Here is a 20,650-nt window from a genome sequence, read left to right on the forward strand (position 1 = left end):
TAAATTAAATAATTTAACTTAAGCGAGAATAAAAAGACATTGTATTATTAATGTAGCAATTTGATGAAAGAAGGTAGAAGTTATGACAGATGTACCAGTTTTTCTTATTACTGGTTTTTTAGAAGGTGGTAAAACAACTTTTATTAAAGAAATATTTAATGATCCAGATTTTGTAGAAGGCGAAAAAATTACTGTGATTGTCTGTGAAAATGGTATTGAAGAATATGAAAAAGAGTTTTTAGAGAAAAATAAAGTATCTTTAGTACATGTTAATAGCAAGAAAAATTTAACTGCAGAATTTTTAAAAGAATGTAATGATGAAAATAACCCAACAAAAGTAATTGTCGAATATAACGGGATGTGGCAAGGTGATGTGATTGGAGAATTAGAATTACCAGAAAATTGGGAGTTTGCACAAATTATAACACCTATTGATGCTAATACTTTTGAAAGTTATATGGGAAATATGAAATCCTTACTCATAGAACAATTTCAAAATTCAGATTTAATTATAATTAATCGTTGCAAAGATAATACTGATAAGTTGAAATTTAGGAATAGTATAAAAGCTGTTAACGCACATGCAAATATAATTTTTGAATTGGAAAATGGTGAAATTGATGATAGACCGTTACAATTACCTTTTGATATAAATGCTAAAGTAATTGAATTTGAAGACTATGATTTTGGTGTATGGTATTTAGATGCAACAGAAGCACCTGACAAATATGATGGTAAACATATTAAGATGAGAGGGTTAGCTTATACAAATCCTAAATATCCTAAAAACATTTTTGCTTTTGGCAGAAATGCCATGACTTGCTGTGCTGATGATATCTCCTTTTTAGGACTTTTATGCCAAACAAATAAACCTGTTGATTTTAAAGATAAAGTATGGATTGAAATAGAAGGAATAATTCGCAAGCAATATATTCCACAAGAACAAAGAGAAATTCCTTTTATAACAATCAAAGATTATAGAAATATTAATAAGCTAGAAGATGATTTGATTTATTTCTAATATAAAATATGTTTTACTTGGTTCATATTAGCTTGTCACACGGGAATAGTGACAAGCTAATATGGAGCAAGCTTAAATGATTTTCTTGAAAATATTACTTATCTATTAAATGTTTTTCATATTCTTCTATCATTTTTTTTGTCATTAAACCGCCTATGTTTCCACCAACATATCCATTTGCTCTTGAAGATTTTCTTCCTTCATACTTATCGTTAAGTTCAATTCCCATATCATTAGCAAATTCAGTTTTCAATTTATCTAGTTTTGCTTTTGCTTCAGGAACTAATGGTCGTCTACTCATATTAAACACCTCCATATCTATATTAGTTTTATATTTAAGAATGAAAATATACTTGGAAAATTTTAAATAGGTAAAATAGGTTAAATAGATTGATAAGGTGTGAATTAAAAGTAATTTATTTGTTTTGTTAAGGCGATTGAATTTTGACTTATATTACAGAATATAGTAATATGTATGCATATATAAGAATATCGGGGTGAATTTATAAATGATAAAAGATGCAATAAATTCTGTAATATGGACGCTTGATGGAGGAATTTTTGGTTTATTAGTTATAGTAATATATAGCATTATAAGAACAAAATTTAATGAAATGAATAAGAAATAATTTTAATAGCTGAAAAAAATGTTTAATCAGAGTTTTATGTTAAATAGACTCTGATTTTGTGTTAAAATAGGATTATAATGCATTTTTATGAAAATGATGAGTATGAGGGAGAGAGACATGCCTAATATTTTTGATGGACTAAAAAGAATTTCAGATGACGAGATGATTGAACAGCTAGCATTACTTGAAACTATGAATATAACAAATATTTCAAAGCCTGTTATTCAAAAGGCTAAGAAAAAGACAATAAGTATAATTAATTTTTTAGGTAATAAACTTGGAAAAGGTAGTGTGCTTCAAGAACCAGAAGTTAAAGAAATTTGGACTTTGATTGAGGAGAAGAAAGAAGAACTAAGAGGTTGTAATAGAGAAGAGTTAGATGAAAGATTAAATAAAGTTCTTTTGGAAAAAACTAAAAATGATACAGATAATCCAACCGAAGATTTAATATCGATGGAAGTAATAGATGGAGCCTTTAAGTTATACAAAACGAATCAATATTTAACACCAAGTCAAAAGGCAGATTATATTTATATAAAATATCATGAGAAGCTTAGTGGAAAAGCAAAGGAATACATAAATGAAATGCCGTTTGTGGACTTACAGGAAACAACGCAAGATATAGAAGAAATCATTAATAATATGGATGATAAGCAAAAGAAAGAGTTTGTACAATCTATAGAAGTTGAAAAATTTACATTGCTAAATGTATGGAAAAAAATTGATAGACAACATTTTGCTAGACTAGTATGGATGGCGGTAAAAGCTTACGGTGGTAGGTTTACACCAAAAGAAGAATTACTTCCAAGCTTTGTGGAAAACGAGAAAGAAGTTGAAATAGAGCAAAAGAATTCAGAATTAAAAAAATCAAAAAGAGAATTATTCGAATTAAAAAATAAGATGGAATCTTGTAAAAATAAATTAACTACTATAGAAAGTAACTTGAAGAAAGAAAATATTGTTTTAAATAATGCAATTAGAAGTAGAAAACAAGCAGAAGAAGATTTGATAGATTTGGGAAAAATTGATAATAAATTAGAAACGGTTAAGAAAAATAATGAGGAACAATTGAATCAAATCAAAGACCAAATGGAAAAGGCTGCTGTTTTAGAAGAATATGATGTATTAATGGAAGAATATAAAAAGGCTAAATTTGACTCGATTGATATTAATAATAAGCTTTCAGATATTGTCCTAGAAGGAACATTTAAAAGAGAACTAATAGAGGATAATATTAAGACGATTGGCACAAAGGAAGAAAGTATTAAAAAAATTGCAGATGAATTTCAACAATTAAAAAATGATACTTCCGTTTTAATAGAAGAATATAATGAAAAGCAAAAAGAAGTTCATACAATGGAAGAAATCAAAAGAAATGAAATTTTTGAAAGATGGAGTAAATTCTTTATAAAATTTATCTTTGAATTTAAAGCACTAAATAATGTAGTTGATTTTTCTACAAAAGAATTGCTTCATATTGAAGAATGCCTATATGAAATACATGCGTCAAAAGATCCAGAAGCTTTAAGTATTGGGTTGATTGAAGGAAGAAATAGTAAAAATGAGAAGGAAGACTATCATTACATTGATGTAAGTTATCCTGATAAATTTCAAATTGAAATACACTATAGAGTATTAAAGAATGAAGAAAAGAATGTTCAAATAGTGGGAATTACAACTGAATTTTAAATAATATAGATTTAATTTTATGTTGAATTTTTAAGGTTAAAGTTTATTAGATTAATTGTATCTAATAAACTTTAACCTTTTTTATCAATCAAAAAAAGTTATTAAAAGCTTGTATGTTTGCTTTCCTAATTTTGATAATTCTTTTATAGATACACAATGCAAGAATTATACTTATGCAAAACTTACCGAAATCAGAGACATTTATCTTCCACAGGACTAGTGAAATTTTCGCTGGAAGGTTCTAAATGTGGGCTTGTCGTCATTTCAGCGTGTTCCAGATGTAAAATCTGGACAAGCTGTAAATAAAACAAGCCCACATTAAGAACCATCATCAGCTCAATTTCACATGCCTGCTTCCAGAAAAATGTATCTGATTTCTAGTGTAGTGTTACGATTATAATTTCTCAATGATGCATGTATATTCCATTTATAAGTTTGATTTTTAATTTGGATATCTATAATATACATAGATAATTTTAGGTATTTGGTCTTAACATAATGTTGTATTTTTTTGTAAAGGAATTTATAATTAATAAGCAGCATAGAATATTAAAATGTAAAATAAATAATTTACAGCCATAGTTAACATAAATATGATAGAATATATTTAACTGCATTAATAAATGAAAGGAACGAATATATAAATATGAAAGAATATAGTTTTATTAACGGAAAAGAACAGATATTTAAAAAAGAGCGTAGAGTTAATAAAAGATATAAATATGATAATAAATTTAAAATCGAAAGTATAAATTCAAAAAAGGTTGATATTGAGGTTCAGGGAGTTGATCTTTCGATTTCAGGTATAGGTTTCATATCAAATGAAAGAATGAAGGTAAATGATATGCTGGAAATTGCATTTAATTATAATAAAGTAACTATTCCAGTTATTATAAAAATACAACATGTAAATTTATATGATGCAGGTTTTTATATAGGTGGCCAATTTATGGCCTTACAAGACATGTATAGAGCAGTATTGAAAGATTTAGATTAATATTTTTAATAAATTAAACGACGTGTAAAAAGCACGTCGTTTAAATTTGTGTTCTTAATGTTGGAATTGTTTATTTATAGTTCCAAGTTTAGTTTGATTATTTTTATCATGAAATTGATAATTTGAATTAAGTTTCTTATAGACATTAAAATAAACCCATACAGCATTTATTAGTAATAATGCACTTGTAACAAAAAATACATATCTTATCCCTAAAGTTCCTGCTATCTGACCACCCAAAATTGAACCTGCAAAAGTACCAAGATAAGCAGCTGACATAGTAAATCCAAAAACTCTTCCTATAAGATTTGATGGTGTGATTTTTTTAATTAGAATATTTATAGATGGTGTTAATCCAGCAGCAGTTAAACCTAACAAAAATCTAAGGAACATTAACTGCCAAGTACTTTTTACAAAAGCTTGAGGTATAAAGATAATTCCAGCTAATATAAGTGCTGTTAAAATAATTTTGTGTGTTCCTATTTTATCAGATAATTTTCCAAGCTTTGGAGCAGCAAGGATATTTGCTAGACCAGATGCAGAAAAGGTTATTCCAGCAAGCATGGAAACATGTTTTGAATTTATTGAAAGTTGAGAAACATATACTGTAATAATAGGCTCTACTGAATATAGGGCTACAGTTAATATGAAAAAAGTTACAAAAAGAGTAATGGTTAAATTTTTGTAAGGAATAGTATCCCATACTTCCTTCATGCTTTGAACTTTTTTATCTGAACGAGTGAAGGATTCCTTAACAAATAAAGCAGTTGTAATAAATGCAATGAAAAGTAACCCGCCTGTTAAAAAAAATACATTTTGCAAGCCAAAGCTTTCTTCAATAAAACCTCCTAGAGTTGGACCTAGTAAAGATCCTGCAATATTAGCTGTTGAAAGAGTTCCTAAGGCATATCCAGCATGTTCCTTTTCTGTTTGAGTTGCTATTAAGGTTGTGCAGGCTGTACTATAACCTGATATTATACCTTGAAGTAATCTAAGTCCTATTAATGCATAGACATTTGGAGCAAAGCCCATGCAGCTTATAATTATTGTCATACCAAGGCTGGCTCTAAGTAGCATTGGTTTTCTTCCAACTCTATCAGCAGCTTGTCCCCAAATCGGTGAAAAAATAGCTAGAGATATAAAAGTTACTCCAAAAGCGATTCCTGAAAATTTTGAAACTAAGGCTGGATCACTAACACCAAGTTTATTAATATAAAGGGGAAGTATAGGTGCTATTTGGCTTAAGCCAACACCAGTAACAAACATTCCAAACCAACAAACTATCAAATTTCTTTTCCACATTTTCATAAAACATCTAATCCTTTATCTTAATTTTAGGGCATTACAAAGAAGATTCTTAAGCTATATTTTAAGTTAAGGCTTCATTATGCCTATTTATATTTATAATACTTATCATTATAAGGATAAACTATTAAATATAATTTGTAAACTATAAAAAATAGTTTATTCTTATAATTTGATGTTTGATAAAAATAATTTATCATGATAAACTATTTTTATTAATTAAAATTTTAAGGGGCGATTAAATGGTGCAAAAGAGAAATTTGACTAAGGAGAAAATTATTGAAACTGCTTTTTCTTTAGCTGATGAAATTGGGTTAAATCAAATCTCATTTCAAAAGATTGCAGAAAAATTGGGAATAAAATATCCATCCTTATATAATCATTTTGATAATATAGAAGATTTGAAAATTAAAATGACAATTCATTTTTTAAATAAACTTAACTCTAGATTAATGGAAAGATTAATTGGTAAAAGTGGTGAAGCAGCTATTATTGAATTTTCGTATGTTTATAGAGAATTTGCAGTAGAAAATAAGTCTGGTTACAGACTTTATATGAATATACCAAGCACAGAAAATGATGAAGTGAAACGATTATCAAAAGAAACAACTACAATAATTCGCAAGATTTTGGAGTTCTATATGGAAGATCAAGCCCAAATAATTCATAAAAGTAGAGCTTTGAGAAGTTTATTGCATGGTTTTGTTTCTTTAAGCTCTCATGGATATTTTCAAAATCCAATAAATCTAGAAGATAGTTTTAAATTCATGATTACTGATTTTATATTATCCATTTCTAAAAAATAAAATTGTAATTATCAATGTTTAATAATCAATTATTGAAGCATGTTGATTTTCCTTGGAAATCTTTAAGTATTTAATTAAATTAATATTATCGATTAGAACAAAAGAAAGGTTAAATAATATGAAATTATATAGTAAGTATTTTAATAAGTATAAATTACCATTCTTAATTGCTGTTTTTTGTGTTGTTTGTGAAGCAATTTGTGATTTGCTTGGTCCGACTTTAATGTCAAATATAATTAATACTGGTATAGAACAAGGTGCTCTTTACAAAGTCTATTATTGGGGAATACTTATGCTTTTGGTGACTGCGATCGGGGCATGCTTTGCTGTTACCAGAAATATTTTAGCTAGCAAGGTATCACAGCGTATGGGAGCTGAATTAAGATATGATTTGTTTGAAAAAATAATATCTTTTTCTGAAGTAAGTGCAGATAAAATTGAAAGTGGCTCGCTTATTACACGTATGACAAATGATACATCACAAATAGTACAATTTGTTAATGGAATTATGAGGATTTTTTTGAAAGCACCTATTACTTGTATGGGTAGCATTATATTTGCAAGTATTTTAAATTTAAAACTTAGCATTATTATTTACGGTGTAGTTGCAATAGTTGGAATTCTTATTATCGGAAGTATGAAATTTAGTTATCCGCGTTTTTATAAGCTGCAAAAGGCTATGGATGAGGTAAATGCAATTGTACAGGAATATCTTATAGGAGTGCGTTTGATTAAAGCCTTTGGAACCTATGATAAGGAAGCTGAAAAGTTTGGAAATGTAAATATGAACTTGATGGAAAAAGGTATATCGTCTCAATTAATTGTTACTTTTGTTTCTCCACTTATAACACTTACAGTTGGAATTGGTACAGTAATTGTAATTTTTGTAGGAAGTAATATGTTTGCACTTAACCTTGCAAATCCAGGAGATATTACTGCTTTTACAATTTATATGGCTCAAATATTAACCTCATTAATCATGATAACTAATATATTTAATACTTTTGTTAGAACAAAGGCTTCTAATGCTCGTATTAAAGAAGTTTTTGATTGTGAAGGTGACTTTAGTCAAAGAACTAAAATAGACAAAAGGGATAAGGACAATGGAGTTGATAAAGTAAGTGGATTTGAGAAAATAAATGGAGATATTAAATTTGAAAATGTTACTTTTGCATATCCCAATGGAAGTGGGATGCCTGCAATAAAAGATTTGTCCTTTTCCATTAATCATGGGGAGAATTTAGCTATAATTGGACCAACTGGAAGTGGAAAGTCTACAATTGCTTGGTTACTTTTAAGATTTTATGATGTAACAAAGGGAAAAATTTTAGCTAATGGACATGATATAAGAGAATTAGATATTGAAAGAGTCCGTGATAATATAGCTATTGTTCCTCAAAAACCTATGCTTTTTTCTGGAACAGTTTCTGAAAATATCAAATGGGGAAATAAAGAGGCAGATTTTGAACTTTTTAATCAAGCCATAGATATAGCGCAAGCTGGTTTTATTGAAAAAATGCAAGATGGATATGAAAGTATTTTGGGAAATGCAGGAGTTAATGTTTCAGGTGGGCAAAAGCAGCGTATTTCTATTGCTCGTGGAATTCTTAAAGATTCTTCTGTATTGATTCTTGATGACGCAACTAGTGCTCTTGATGCAGTAACAGAAGCAAGGGTCAGGGAAGGTTTAAATTCTAAGATAAGAAATCAAACTATAATAACTATTACTCAAAGATGTGGAACAGCTATGTTTGCAGATAAAATATTAGTTATGGACAATGGTAGGAAGGTTGGATATGGAACTCATGAAGAGCTTATGCTGAATTGTGAAATATATAGAGATATCTATAAAACCCAAATAGAGAGTAGTAAGGAGGTGTAAGTTATGGCAGCGCAATTTTCTAACACAGAAGTAAAAGCACCTACTATGGGAGGAAGACCAAAAGGAGGCGGAAGGAATCGTTTTGGTCCAACTGAGAAACCTAAAAATACAAAAGGTACATTAATGCGAATAATTAAGATATATATGAGGTGGGGAAAAACTATCTTTGTAGCCATAGTATTAACAATTATATCTTCATTAATTTCAGTTTCAATTCCATATTACATAGGAAAAGCTTTTAATACTTTTAATATTGAAACTAGAACAGTAGATACAAAATTACTCATTTGGTTTTTAGGAACAATTACAATTTTATACATGATAAATTGGATTATTTCATCTATAAATGGTGTTATAATGTTAAAGGTTTCGCAAAAACTTGTGTTCGCAGTGCGTACTGAGTTTTTTCAAAAGCTACAGAAGCTTCCTTTAAAATTTTTTGATACTCGTTCTCATGGTGATACTATGAGTAGAATTACAAATGATGCAGATAACATAAGTTCTACTATTGCACAAACAACTACCCAATTAATATCAAGTATATTAACTTTAGCTGGATCATTAATAATAATGCTATCACTTAATGTTTTTTTAACTTTAGTTGTTTTATTATGTATTCCTTTAGTTATGCTTTTAACGAGGGCAATTGCTAGAAATAGCCGATCTCATTTTTCAGCGCAGCAAAGGAGTTTAGGGAGCCTTAATGGAGTTATAGAGGAAAATATATTAGGGTTAAAAATGGTAAAAGCTTTTGGAAAACAACAGGATATTTTAAAGCAGTTTTCAACTATTAACGAAAAATTATACGAAAGCAGTACTAAAGCTCAAATATGGTCTGGATATATGATGCCTATTATGAATGTTATCAATAATTTAATCTTTGCAATAGTTGCAATTGTTGGAGGGATATTATCAGTTGGATATGGAGTATCTGTTGGAACTGTAGTTAGTTTCTTGAGTTATTCAAAACAATTTTCTATGCCATTAAATTCTATTGCAGGCATGTTTAATACAATTCAGTCAGCATTAGCAGGAGCTGAACGTGTATTTGAAATTTTAGATAGTGAAGAAGAATTTGCTGATTTTGAAAATGCAATTGAAATTATAGAGCCAAAAGGTAAAGTTGTCTTTGATAATGTGTGTTTTTCATATGATAAGTCTAGAACTATATTAAAGGATGTAAGCTTTAAGGTTGAGGCGGGAGAGACAGTTGCATTAGTTGGAGAAACTGGTGCTGGAAAGACCACTATTGTTAATCTTCTGACACGTTTCTATGATGCTTTGAGCGGACAAATTGTAATTGATAATGAACCAATTACAAATATAAAGAGGAATAATCTTAGAAAGTGTTTCTCAGTTGTCCTTCAAGATACTTGTTTTTTCACTGGTACAATTATGGATAATATTCGTTATTCACAAATTAATGCAACGGATGAACAAGTGATAGCAGCAGCTAAAATTGCTCGGGCTCATGACTTTATTGATAAATTGCCAAAGGGATATAATACAAGGGTGTCTGGATCAACGGATAATCTAAGTCAGGGACAGCGCCAATTAGTTGCAATTGCTAGAGCAGTATTATGTGATAGTCCTATTTTAATTTTAGATGAGGCAACCAGTAGTGTTGATACTAAAACAGAAAAAGATATTCAGCGTGCTTTAGTAAGTTTAATGAAAAATCGAACAAGCTTTTTAATAGCCCATCGTTTATCTACTATCAGAGATGCAGATAAAATTATGGTTATTGGGGACGGAAAAATATTGGAAAGCGGAAATCATGAAGCTCTTATGGATTTAAAAGGCCAATATTATAATATGGTAATTAGTCAAATGGGAAAATTAAAGTAAAAATGAAGATAAACATCAATGCTCGTTGGTTAAAATAAGTTAATCAATGAGCATTGATGTTTTTTTCAAAATTAAGCAATTTGCTTAAAAAATTAACAAACTCTATTAAAAATACTAAAAAAATAAAAAAAATGCAATTTAAATACGTTTACACTGAAAAAGTGTGATATAATATGAAAGATGGTTTGCGAATTGAAAAGGAGAGATTAAATGTCAAAGAATTTTAAATGGACAAACATTATGAAAAAGTCAATTGCTTTTGGAATGGCTTTAAGCATTTGTTTAGGTGCAAAAGCTATATCATTAGGAAATGTAGCTAATGCAGCAACAGCAAACAGAGCATTGATTTGTTCAGCAACAGCATATACTGGAGGAACTGGAAACATTACAGCAAGTGGATTACCAGTGCAAAGAGATCCAAGTGGACTTAGCACAGTGGCAGTAGATCCAAATGTAATACCGTTAGGATCGCATTTATATATTGAAGGATATGGATATGCAATTGCAGCCGATACAGGTGGAGCAATAAAAGGAAATATAATAGATGTATACTTTAATAGTTCTAGTGAATGTAATAATTGGGGTACAAAAACAGTTCATGTCACAGTATTAGGAAATAAATAACATAATTGTGCAAATGTTAATGTTCCAGTAAAATAATTTGGATGAAAAGATCTGAATTTAATGCGCAGTAGTTTTCAATTATAGTTGCAACTTGTAGTTACAATTGAATGTATGAAAAAAAGTAAAACAGTCGTAATAGACGGAAAGTTATGTTAAAAGCAGAAAACCGCGTTAAGAATGTTCAAAATTAAACAGCATAGATTGTCAAGCAAAAAAGTGTAACCATCAACGAGTTTAGTACTATTAATTTTGGTACTAATAAAAAAACAATATAATTTTGGCAGTGACATCATGATAACTTTCTATTTAGATAAACTTAAGATAAGGTTATCTAAAAAAATTAAATATTATATGGGAACCCCCGATTTTTCGGGGGTTTTTGTATAATTATAATTATATTAAAGAATATCAATGCTGTTGCAATAATATTTGACAAAATGCTATAATTAAAACAATACTTATCCAATAAAATAATTATAAGATAAATCTGTCATTAATTACTATAAACATTGTGGCTAGAATATTGAGAGGTTATATATGGGGAGGGTGATTATGTCTAGGATACCTATATTAAAAAAAATTGTAATCTTCAGTAGAACATGCTCATTAAGAATTTTAATTAGTGCTTTATTTATAGCATTAATGACTACAACTATTGGAATTATAACGTTTATTGTATTTAGAAACTGGAATCTTTCAGAAAAAACTACAATAGAAAATATTCAGGAGGATACAAACAAGGATATTTTCAACGAAATACAATTACTATTTTCTATACCTTTGTATAACAATGAAATTAATCATAGTATGATTGAAAATAAAGTAATTGATATACATAATGAAAAGCAAAGAGATAAATTTTTTGCAGGGGTTGTTAAATCAGGGAATGATGAAATTTATAGCTTTAGTTTTGGAACAGAAAATGGGGAATATTATGGAGCACGAAAAAATGAAAATGATCAAATAGAAATTTATAGAAGTAATGCTGATACCAATGGTCATTCAATGTACTATAGCGTAAATGATGATTTATCAGAAGGAACTTTTGTAAAGGATTATGGTAACTTTGATCCTAGAACAAGGGATTGGTATATACAAGCAAAAGAACAAAAAAAGACTGTATTTTCCGATATTTATAAACATTTTATAAAAGATGACTTGGCTTTATCGGCAGCATATCCTATTTACAATAAAGACGGTACAATTCAAGGGGTAATGGGAACGCACATAACTCTTTCAACTCTTAATGAATCTTTAAAAAAAATAGCAGACAATAAATCAGCAACAGCATACATAATTGAAAATAACTCTGGATACTTAGTAGCAAATTCTTTAGAAAAGCCTAATTTTGAGAAGCTATCAGATGGAAATATAAAAAGAACACTAATTGGAGAATTTAGTGATAAATCAATAAATGATGCATACGAAAATTATAAAAATACTTCTAATACCACCTTTGTAACAAAAATTGGAAATGAAACTTATCATATAAAAATTTTTGAATATGAAAAAGAAGGACTAGATTGGCTTATAGTAACTTCAATGCCTGAAAGTGTCTTTACAAAAGAAATTACTAATTCCATTAATATTGCAATTTTTCTTAGTATAACATCACTTGCTTTAGCAATAATAATTCATCTACAAAGTACTAAATTTATTTTAAGACCTATTGAAGAATTGACTATTTCAGCGGATAAATTTTCAAAAGGAGATTTATCTGAAAGAGCCAAAATTTTTCGAAATGATGAAGTTGGAAAATTATCTACGGCTTTTAATCATATGGCAGAGGAATTATATTCATTGATAAATAATCTGGAAGACAAGATTAATGAAAGAACCAATGAATTAATTGCAGCTAAAGATATTGCTGAAGAAGCGAACAGAGCTAAAAGTGAATTTTTGGCAAACATGAGCCATGAAATAAGGACACCTATGAATGGAGTAGTTGGATTTTTAAGTCTTTTAGAGAAAACTGATTTAAATACGTCTCAAAGAGAATTTATTGATACAATTAAGGTTTCCTCTGAGACTTTGCTGGCAGTGATTAATGATATATTGGATATTTCTAAAATTGAAGCTGGAAAAATGGAACTTGAAAATATTCCTTTTAATATTACTACCATAATTGAGAGAACGGTATTCTTGTTCAATGGGAGAGCAAAGGAGAAGGAAATTAAATTGAATTTATCTATAGATTCAAAGATTCCTGATTTTTTGAAGGGGGATTCAACAAAGTTAAGGCAGGTTATAAGTAATTTAATTAGTAATGCTGTTAAATTCACAAATGAAGGTGAAATTCTTGTTGAAGCTTCATTAGTCAATCAGACTGAAGTCGATACAGAAATTTATTTTAAGGTCAGAGATACTGGAATAGGTATGAATGAACATGAAATGGCTAAATTATTCAAACCATTTAGTCAAGCTGATTCCTCATCGACTAGAAAATATGGTGGTACTGGATTAGGTCTTGCAATATGTAAGAAAATAGTTGAGCTTATGGGAGGGACAATCGGAGTTGTAAGCAAAAAAGATGAGGGTACAACATTTTATTTTAATTTGATATTAAATAATCCTAGTGAAGAAGAAATATTTAATTTAAAACAAGAAGATAAAAATATGACTGACATCAAATTTATGGAGAAAAGTGATTTAAGAATATTATTAGTTGAAGACAATGAGATTAATAGGAGGTTCTTCATTAATAGTTTAAAGCTAATAGGATTATCTTGTGATATTGCAGTTAATGGTTTAGAAGCATTGAATGCTTGTAAAATTAAAGATTATCATATAATTTTTATGGATTGTCAAATGCCAGAAATGGACGGCTATGAAGCAACAAGAAAAATACGTCAATTAGAAGCTGGTTCAAAACACACAACAATAATAGCAATGACCGCACATTCTATGAAAGGAGATGCAAATGAATGTTTTAAAGCTGGAATGGATGATTATTTAAGTAAGCCTTTTGTATTTGAACAGATGGTAGAAATGTTACAAAAGCACAGTAAAACTGATGATAATAGAACTTTAAAAAATTCCAGTGATTCAAGTGAAGATAGAATTAATAAGAATAAAGATTCTTCTTTTGATGATATTGTTAAGCTTCTTACTGAGGAATCAGGTTTTGATGAAGAATTTTGCCGAGAATTGGTTGAAGACTTTTGTATACAGGCAGAAAAATTATTAACTGAAATAAAAGACAATATAGCCAAAGATAATTTAATTGAAGCACGTACGAATTTACATAAATTAAAAGGTTCTGCTGGAACTGTGAGAGCTAATGATATAGCTAAAATTGCAGTGGAAGCAGAAGAAAAAGCAAAAATAGGTTCAAAAGATTTATTGATCGAATTAATACAAAAAGCTGAAAATTTATTAAACAAATTATTGTAATGAGAGTGGGTGAGTAAATTTATGAGAGGGAATATACTAATTATTGATGATTCTTCAATCGAAAGAAAAATTATAAATCAAGCAATTAAGAATAGGCTAGATGATATAAACATATTTGAAGTGGACAATGGCTTGGATATTTCCAAAAAACTTTTAGAAAACAATATACATGCATGTGTATTAGATGTAATGATGCCTCAAAAAAATGGATTTCAGGTATTACAAGAAATTAAGGAAGATTGTAATTTGATGGATATACCAGTAATTGTATGTACTGGTATATCGGATAAAGCAGCAGTAGAAAAGGCTTTAAGTCTTGGGGCATTTGATTATTTTGCAAAACCATTAACCGAGGAAGCAATTAAAATTTCGTTACCTCTAAAGATAAAAAACGCTATTGATCTTATGAAGCGGAAAGAAGAAATTATTTATTTGAGTTATCATGATCAATTAACTGGATTATATAATAGAAGATTTTTTGAAGAAGAATTGGCAAGAATTAATACAAGATCAAATCTACCAATAACTCTTATAATGGGAGATTTAAATGGCTTGAAATTAATAAATGATTCCTTTGGACATGCAATGGGAGATGAAGTGATTAAAAGAGTTGGTAAGATGATGAAGCTTGGCAGTAGAGAAGATGATATTGTTGCAAGGCTAGCTGGGGATGAGTTTGTTATTATATCGCCTAAAACTGATGAAAAGGAAGCTTGCAAAATAATTAATAACATTATGTCATTATTAGCAAAAGAAAAAGTTGGATCAGTAGAGGTTTCAATCTCCTTAGGGTATGGATGTAAGTATAATGACGAAGAGAAAATTGAAGATGTATTTAAGAAAGCAGAAGATACAATGTATGGGAAAAAGGTATTTGAAAGTCAAAGTATGAGAGGGAGAACAATTAAAACGGTAATCAATACTCTTAGAGAGAAAAGTAAAATTGAAAGTGAGCATTCATTTAGAGTTTCAGCTTTGTGCAAAAGAGTTGGGGAAGCTTTAGATTTACCTATAAATGAAATTAATAAATTAGTTTCAGCAGGTGAATTGCATGATATAGGAAAAATAATCGTTGATGAAAGAACAATAAATAAACCAGGCAAACTTACAGCGGATGAATGGGAAGAAGTTAAACGTCATTCAGAAATTGGATATAGAATGATTAGTACAGTGGATGATATGACTGAAATAGCAAATTATATATTATATCATCATGAGAGATGGGATGGAAGTGGATATCCAAAAGGATTGAAGGGAGAAGAGATACCTTTTATTTCAAGAATTATAACTATAGCTGATGCGTATGATGCAATGGTAAGTGAACGATGCTATAAAGATATACTTTCTAAAGAAGCAGCAATAGAAGAATTGAAGAATAATGCTGGAAGTCAATTTGATCCTGACCTAGTCAAAATATTTATTAACAAAGTATTAAAATGATTTAAGAATTGTTAGAACATAAAAAAATCGCAGGCGACTGTGGAGCCGTAGATTTTTAATATTAAGTTCCGTATTGTGCTTCGCACTCTTTTTATAGGTGCGCATCTGCCTTTTCGAACGCATGTGAGAAAAATGTGCACATTAGAAAAGGCAGCTATGCTGCATATAAGAACATTTTATGCAGGCGAATATGATTTATTTTTTATTCTTTTAAAATATTAAACCTAATTAATTAGTCTGTTTCAAAAGTTATCCACAGATTGTCCAACAATATAATTTCCTAAAGAATAAAAAAGGCTTATCTTAAAGTAGGATAAGCCTTTTTTGAATTATTATAGTTAGGAATTTTATTAGCTTCTTATTAATTATTGTTGATTTTTTGTTGGTTCAGAAATATTTTTTAGAGCTTCTTCTGCATTATTTTGCAAAGAAGGTTCTACTGAAATATCTCCAAGAGAAAGTATACCAACTAAATGATTATTTTCGATAATAGGTAATCTTCGTATTTGTTGCTCACTCATTATTTTTGCTGCATCATGAATATTCATGTTAGGATTTCCAGTAACAGGATTTGATGTCATAACATCTTTTATTTTTTGTTCATTTGAAAACCCACCTGGCGCTACAGATCTTAATGTAATATCTCTATCTGTAACTATTCCAACTAATTCTTCATTTTTGCATACTGGCACAGAACCTACATCAAATTGACTCATAATCTGGGCAGCTCTTTCAATAGAGTCTTCTGAATTTAAACTTACTATATCTTTTGACATTATATCTCTTACTATCATGAGATCACCTCCAAAGATATGCTTCCCAAATAATATGAATTTTATTAAACAGAATTTAATATTATTAGTTTAAAATGTCTTGAGTAAATGCGTCTAAATCAACATTAGCATTAATTCCGTTTATTTTTCCAGAATCAGTAAATTGATGTCCAATTCTGCTTGTCCAAATTGAATTAGATGGTAGATTTTTAAAGGCAGTATTATTATAATTTGCTTCCCATAATGGATAACTAGATAAACGTCCATCTAAGTTACTAATAAAATTAGAATACGTATAAATGCATATATTCATATTACTTATTCTTTTAAATTCATTTATAAACCTTACAGCATAATCAGAAACATTAAATCCAGAAGTTTCTATGTCTAAACAAGGCTTAAGATCACTTTTTTTATTTTTTATGTTGTTATAAAAATTTTGTGCTTGTGTTTCAGGAGCACTTGTCCCAACTAAAAAGTGATAAAAACCTGTTTTTATACCAACATTTTGAGCATTAGTATAATAAGTTGATAAATAAGGATCAACAAAAGTTGTGCCTTCAGTAGCTTTAATATATACATATTTCGTGCCAGAATATTTAACTTTACTAAAATCTATATTTCCATCATGATTACTAATATCTATAGCATATATCAAATTTGAGTTAGTAGATGCATTTGTATTGCTAGGAGTAGTATCAGTTTTTGAATTACTTGAAGAATTATTTGTATCTGAAGTTGATTTTTTTATAGCTTTTCCATCAGTTCCTATTATATAAGGGTCAACTGTTGTATTTGTAAGCATTTTTCCTGTGCTCATATCTAAATAATATAAATCTCCATTGGATGCTGTAAACCATCCTTTTTGCATAGAGCCATTATCTTTAAAATAGTACCAGACTCCATTAATAGTAATCCAGCCTTTAGCCATTGCACCAGTTTCATATAAATAATAACTTAAGTTATTATCTTTAATCCAACCTGTTGCCATACTTCCATCTGAATTGAAATAATACCAATGATTGTCTAGCAATTTCCATCCTTTTAACATTTCACCACTAGGATCAAAGAGGTAATTATTACCATCTATCTTCCTTAATCCAGTTACCATACTTCCATCACCTTGAAGATAATACCAACAGCCACCTAGATACCTCCAGCCTATAATCATTGCGCCTGAATCATCGAGATAATACCAAGTTCCGCTTAATTGAATCCATCCTGTTGCCATTGTGCCATCATCTTGTAAGTAATACCAATAGTTATCAGGTTTAATCCATCCCTTAGCCTTGTTTTTATCAGAAGTGTAATAATACCAAGAACCATAGATTTGTCTCCAGCCTATAGTTGAAGTAATATTAACTGGAGAATTATTGATTCCAACAACAGTTGTTATGTTTGGAGAATTTGGGATAGTCTCAGGTTTACCAGGATTTGGTGACGAATTATCCTTTGAGTCAGTGTTTGTATTGTCTTTAGTTGAATTTATTAAGTCTTTATATAAATTAATTATTTGATCTCCATAAGATGTATTTGTAGCCCAAATTCCGCTAAGATCACTTATCTTGATAGCTTTACCTTTAAGACTTGATGATTGTTTTTCATCATAAGAACTATCTCTTGGATAACCCTTAACGCCAGCTAATAATGCCAAATGGTCTAAATGGGCCTGTACACCTTCATCCCAGCTATCAAATTTTTGATAAGTATCTTTATCAGTACCTGATCCAGATGACTTTTTTAAGCCACATGGGTTATAATAACTTGAATCAAGAACACCGCCAAAATTTCCATATCCAGTTTCTACTGCAGCTTGTACATAAGCAATTGCAGGATTTACATCACCATGATCTGATGAATATTTAAAATAAAGGTCAGCTAGCTTTAAAAAATCACTTGATGCACCTTTAGATTTTGCCCAATTCTTTGCCTCTTTTGAAGTTACTTCACTTTCAGATATTAACTTATAATCTGTCGTTGCAGCTTGAACATTCAAAGTTGGAATAAAACTTAATATCATTGCGAATGTTAAAACAAGAGTAACAAATTTCTTTTTAATATTCATATTTTTTATCTCCTTAGTACAGTTATTTTTTGGAAATTAGATTCTAATTACAACATAGTGGAAATTATACATTTGATATAACATATTGTCAATGTTTAACAGTAGTTTTAACAATTTTGTAATATCTTTTCTCTCTATAGAGTTTATTGTTGAGTAACATCTTAAAAGTAGTCTAGAATGTTTATTTTATGCTATAATTAGTCTAAATATATTTAGTAATACACTATTTTAATACAACCGAGTTTTAAATATTGAGTACTAAAAATTAAAATAATAGATGATATATTCAAAGATATTTCGAGTGATTTAAAGATTATAGCGTTATAAAATACAAAGTATAGGGGTGGGTTTATGGAATATATAGTTGGAATTGGGGAATATATAATCTCAACAAATAATGAAGATATTGTTAAAACCTTTGCTTTATCAACTTGTGTAGCTATGGTAATTTATGATCAAAACAAAAAGATACTTGCAATGGCTCATGTTTTGCTGCCTAATGCTTCAACTGATGTTGATGATGAAGCGTATAGAACAGCAAAATATGCTGATAGGGCTGTTTATAATGTTATTAATGAAATGAAGCTAAAGTATAATTGTAACTTGAAAGATTTTAAAATATCGTTATATGGTGGAGTTGATTCAGAATTAGAGGATCGTTTCAAAGTTGGAGAAAGGAATTTAACTGTTATCAAAGAAATATTAAATGATATGAATCTAAGGTATGAAATAGTTAATACAGGAGGAAGGGTTTCTAGAACATTAATAGCTCATACAGCTACTGGAGAGGTTGAAGTGAAATCAATACCTATTCAAGGTGTCTTTAGCTAGTTAAAGTAATCTTAAGAAAAGGAGCTGGAAACATTGAAAATTGGTTATGCTTGTTTAACAATAGGAGTTTTGAACGCTAATTTAAAAAGCTGCACAGCTAAAAGTGCAAATGATGAAAAGCTAATAGAAGTAACAGAGAATAATTTAAAATCTCTTCATAATATAATTAAGTATAATATTGAAAATAATATTAAACTTTTTAGAATTAGTTCTGATTTAATTCCTTTTGGTTCAAGTCCACTAAATAATTTGCCATGGTGGGATATTTTTGGAGAAGAGTTTGCGAAAATAGGAAAGGAAATAAGAAAAAATAGCATAAGAGTTTCAATGCATCCAGGTCAATATACTGTACTCAATTCTACTAGTGAAGATGTAGTAAAAAGGGCAATGACAGATTTAAATTATCATAATAAAGTCTTAGATTGTCTTGGAGTTAATGAAGAAAGCAAAATAGTATTACATATAGGTGGAGTATATAATGATAAGAAATCAGCAATAAAAAGATTTATAGATAACTATGCATTATTGGAAAATGGAATCAAGCAAAGATTGGTTATTGAAAATGATGATAAATCTTATAACATAAATGATGTACTAGAAATAGGGCACAAGTTAAATATACCAGTTATTTTTGATAATTTACATAATAAAATTAATCCATATTCAAATATAAAAAGTGAATTGTATTGGATAAATGAATGCAAAAAAACATGGGGAGAAAAAGATGGGACTCAAAAAATTCATTATTCACAGCAGGATATTTTAAAGAAACCTGGGTCACATTCTAATACAATAGAAGTAGAGAGTTTTGTTGATTTTTATAAAGGATTAGAAAGAGATGATATTGATATAATGCTTGAAGTTAAAGATAAAAATCTTTCAGCAGTCAAATGTATAAATTCTATAACAAAAGATAAATCAATTAATAAGTTAGAAGAGGAATGGAGTAGATATAAATATAAAGTCCTAGAAAGCTCACCTAAAATTTATCTTGATATAAGGAAGTTACTTAAAGATAAGAAGGAGTATCCTGTAGTTAAATTTTATAATTATATTGATGAAGCAATAAAACAAGAATATACAATTGGAAATTCAATTAATGCTGCAATGCATATTTGGGGATACTTTAAAAATAAAGCAAGTTTAAAAGAAAAAGAAATTTTTTTGAAAAATGTTGATAAATATGAGCAAGGTAAAATATCTATTAAAGTAATAAAAAATATGTTAAGGAAGCTGGCTTTTAAATATAAAGAATATTATTTATTAGATTCATATTATTTTTCTATTTAAATTATTATTATTATTATTATTATTGGTATTAAGGAGCATTTTTAGAAAATGTGATTA

15 protein-coding genes are annotated in these 20,650 nt (G+C 28.9%); 11 read left to right on the forward strand and 4 right to left on the reverse strand.

The features are described 5' to 3' along the window. Positions 1-82: 82 nt before the first annotated feature. A complete protein-coding gene (locus CSPA_RS11820) occupies positions 83-1,021 on the forward strand; it encodes a TIGR03943 family putative permease subunit (RefSeq protein WP_015392505.1) in 939 nt (312 codons plus the stop codon). A gap of 94 nt (positions 1,022-1,115) precedes the next feature. On the opposite strand, the gene CSPA_RS11825 is transcribed toward CSPA_RS11820, so the two are convergent. Further along, on the reverse strand, positions 1,116-1,322 hold the full coding sequence (locus CSPA_RS11825; RefSeq protein ID WP_015392506.1) for an alpha/beta-type small acid-soluble spore protein: 207 nt from the start codon (positions 1,320-1,322) through the stop codon (positions 1,116-1,118). Between the two features lie 445 nt (positions 1,323-1,767). On the opposite strand from CSPA_RS11825, the gene CSPA_RS11830 reads away from it, so the two are divergent. After that, positions 1,768-3,339 carry a hypothetical protein gene (locus CSPA_RS11830; RefSeq protein WP_015392507.1) on the forward strand — a complete coding sequence of 524 codons (1,572 nt, stop codon included), beginning with the start codon at positions 1,768-1,770 and terminating at the stop codon, positions 3,337-3,339. Between the two features lie 646 nt (positions 3,340-3,985). Further along, the gene (locus CSPA_RS11835; RefSeq protein ID WP_015392508.1) at positions 3,986-4,336 is read left to right on the forward strand and encodes a PilZ domain-containing protein; all 351 of its coding nucleotides are present in this window, start codon (positions 3,986-3,988) and stop codon (positions 4,334-4,336) included. Between the two features lie 54 nt (positions 4,337-4,390). On the opposite strand, the gene CSPA_RS11840 is transcribed toward CSPA_RS11835, so the two are convergent. Beyond that, positions 4,391-5,644, reverse strand: a complete 1,254-nt coding sequence (locus tag CSPA_RS11840) for a multidrug efflux MFS transporter (RefSeq protein ID WP_015392509.1) — start codon at positions 5,642-5,644, stop codon at positions 4,391-4,393. Between the two features lie 239 nt (positions 5,645-5,883). On the opposite strand from CSPA_RS11840, the gene CSPA_RS11845 reads away from it, so the two are divergent. From CSPA_RS11845 to CSPA_RS11870, 6 genes are all read left to right on the forward strand, one after another. Continuing rightward, complete coding sequence (locus CSPA_RS11845) at positions 5,884-6,447, forward strand: TetR/AcrR family transcriptional regulator (RefSeq protein ID WP_015392510.1); 564 nt, start codon at positions 5,884-5,886, stop codon at positions 6,445-6,447. A 118-nt stretch (positions 6,448-6,565) separates the two neighbouring features. Further along, entirely contained in the window at positions 6,566-8,329 is a 1,764-nt protein-coding gene (locus CSPA_RS11850) for an ABC transporter ATP-binding protein (RefSeq protein WP_015392511.1), read from the forward strand. Positions 8,330-8,332: 3 nt separating this feature from the next. Next, positions 8,333-10,177 carry an ABC transporter ATP-binding protein gene (locus tag CSPA_RS11855; RefSeq protein WP_015392512.1) on the forward strand — a complete coding sequence of 615 codons (1,845 nt, stop codon included), beginning with the start codon at positions 8,333-8,335 and terminating at the stop codon, positions 10,175-10,177. A 210-nt stretch (positions 10,178-10,387) separates the two neighbouring features. Then, positions 10,388-10,801, forward strand: a complete 414-nt coding sequence (locus CSPA_RS11860; RefSeq protein ID WP_015392513.1) for a 3D domain-containing protein — start codon at positions 10,388-10,390, stop codon at positions 10,799-10,801. Between the two features lie 552 nt (positions 10,802-11,353). Continuing rightward, positions 11,354-14,194 (forward strand): ATP-binding protein, encoded by a 2,841-nt coding sequence (locus tag CSPA_RS11865; protein ID WP_015392514.1) that lies wholly within the window; start codon positions 11,354-11,356, stop codon positions 14,192-14,194. 21 nt (positions 14,195-14,215) lie between these two features. After that, a complete protein-coding gene (locus tag CSPA_RS11870) occupies positions 14,216-15,634 on the forward strand; it encodes an HD domain-containing phosphohydrolase (RefSeq protein ID WP_015392515.1) in 1,419 nt (472 codons plus the stop codon). 365 nt (positions 15,635-15,999) lie between these two features. Here CSPA_RS11870 and CSPA_RS11875 read toward each other — a convergent pair whose 3' ends face one another. Continuing rightward, positions 16,000-16,428, reverse strand: coding sequence for a CBS domain-containing protein (locus tag CSPA_RS11875; RefSeq protein ID WP_015392516.1), 429 nt, complete (start codon positions 16,426-16,428; stop codon positions 16,000-16,002). A 64-nt stretch (positions 16,429-16,492) separates the two neighbouring features. Next, positions 16,493-18,472 (reverse strand): GH25 family lysozyme, encoded by a 1,980-nt coding sequence (locus CSPA_RS11880; RefSeq protein WP_015392517.1) that lies wholly within the window; start codon positions 18,470-18,472, stop codon positions 16,493-16,495. A gap of 351 nt (positions 18,473-18,823) precedes the next feature. On the opposite strand from CSPA_RS11880, the gene CSPA_RS11885 reads away from it, so the two are divergent. Beyond that, complete coding sequence (locus CSPA_RS11885; protein ID WP_015392518.1) at positions 18,824-19,303, forward strand: chemotaxis protein CheD; 480 nt, start codon at positions 18,824-18,826, stop codon at positions 19,301-19,303. A gap of 33 nt (positions 19,304-19,336) precedes the next feature. Continuing rightward, positions 19,337-20,593, forward strand: a complete 1,257-nt coding sequence (gene uvsE / locus CSPA_RS11890; protein ID WP_015392519.1) for a UV DNA damage repair endonuclease UvsE — start codon at positions 19,337-19,339, stop codon at positions 20,591-20,593. Positions 20,594-20,650 lie beyond the last annotated feature (57 nt).

The sequence above is a fragment of the Clostridium saccharoperbutylacetonicum N1-4(HMT) genome, from assembly GCF_000340885.1.
GTDB lineage: Bacteria > Bacillota > Clostridia > Clostridiales > Clostridiaceae > Clostridium > Clostridium saccharoperbutylacetonicum.

Bases quoted from the DNA above. Each gene is read 5' to 3' on its own strand.
- CSPA_RS11875 (WP_015392516.1), bottom strand. From the start codon at position 16,428: ATGATAGTAAGAGATATAATGTCAAAAGATATAGTAAGTTTAAATTCA.
- CSPA_RS11820 (WP_015392505.1), top strand. From the start codon at position 83: ATGACAGATGTACCAGTTTTTCTTATTACTGGTTTTTTAGAAGGTGGT.
- CSPA_RS11870 (WP_015392515.1), top strand. From the start codon at position 14,216: ATGAGAGGGAATATACTAATTATTGATGATTCTTCAATCGAAAGAAAA.
- CSPA_RS11830 (WP_015392507.1), top strand. From the start codon at position 1,768: ATGCCTAATATTTTTGATGGACTAAAAAGAATTTCAGATGACGAGATG.
- CSPA_RS11835 (WP_015392508.1), top strand. From the start codon at position 3,986: ATGAAAGAATATAGTTTTATTAACGGAAAAGAACAGATATTTAAAAAA.
- CSPA_RS11885 (WP_015392518.1), top strand. From the start codon at position 18,824: ATGGAATATATAGTTGGAATTGGGGAATATATAATCTCAACAAATAAT.
- CSPA_RS11855 (WP_015392512.1), top strand. From the start codon at position 8,333: ATGGCAGCGCAATTTTCTAACACAGAAGTAAAAGCACCTACTATGGGA.
- CSPA_RS11825 (WP_015392506.1), bottom strand. From the start codon at position 1,322: ATGAGTAGACGACCATTAGTTCCTGAAGCAAAAGCAAAACTAGATAAA.
- CSPA_RS11850 (WP_015392511.1), top strand. From the start codon at position 6,566: ATGAAATTATATAGTAAGTATTTTAATAAGTATAAATTACCATTCTTA.
- CSPA_RS11865 (WP_015392514.1), top strand. From the start codon at position 11,354: ATGTCTAGGATACCTATATTAAAAAAAATTGTAATCTTCAGTAGAACA.
- CSPA_RS11860 (WP_015392513.1), top strand. From the start codon at position 10,388: ATGTCAAAGAATTTTAAATGGACAAACATTATGAAAAAGTCAATTGCT.
- CSPA_RS11840 (WP_015392509.1), bottom strand. From the start codon at position 5,644: ATGAAAATGTGGAAAAGAAATTTGATAGTTTGTTGGTTTGGAATGTTT.
- CSPA_RS11845 (WP_015392510.1), top strand. From the start codon at position 5,884: ATGGTGCAAAAGAGAAATTTGACTAAGGAGAAAATTATTGAAACTGCT.
- CSPA_RS11880 (WP_015392517.1), bottom strand. From the start codon at position 18,472: ATGAATATTAAAAAGAAATTTGTTACTCTTGTTTTAACATTCGCAATG.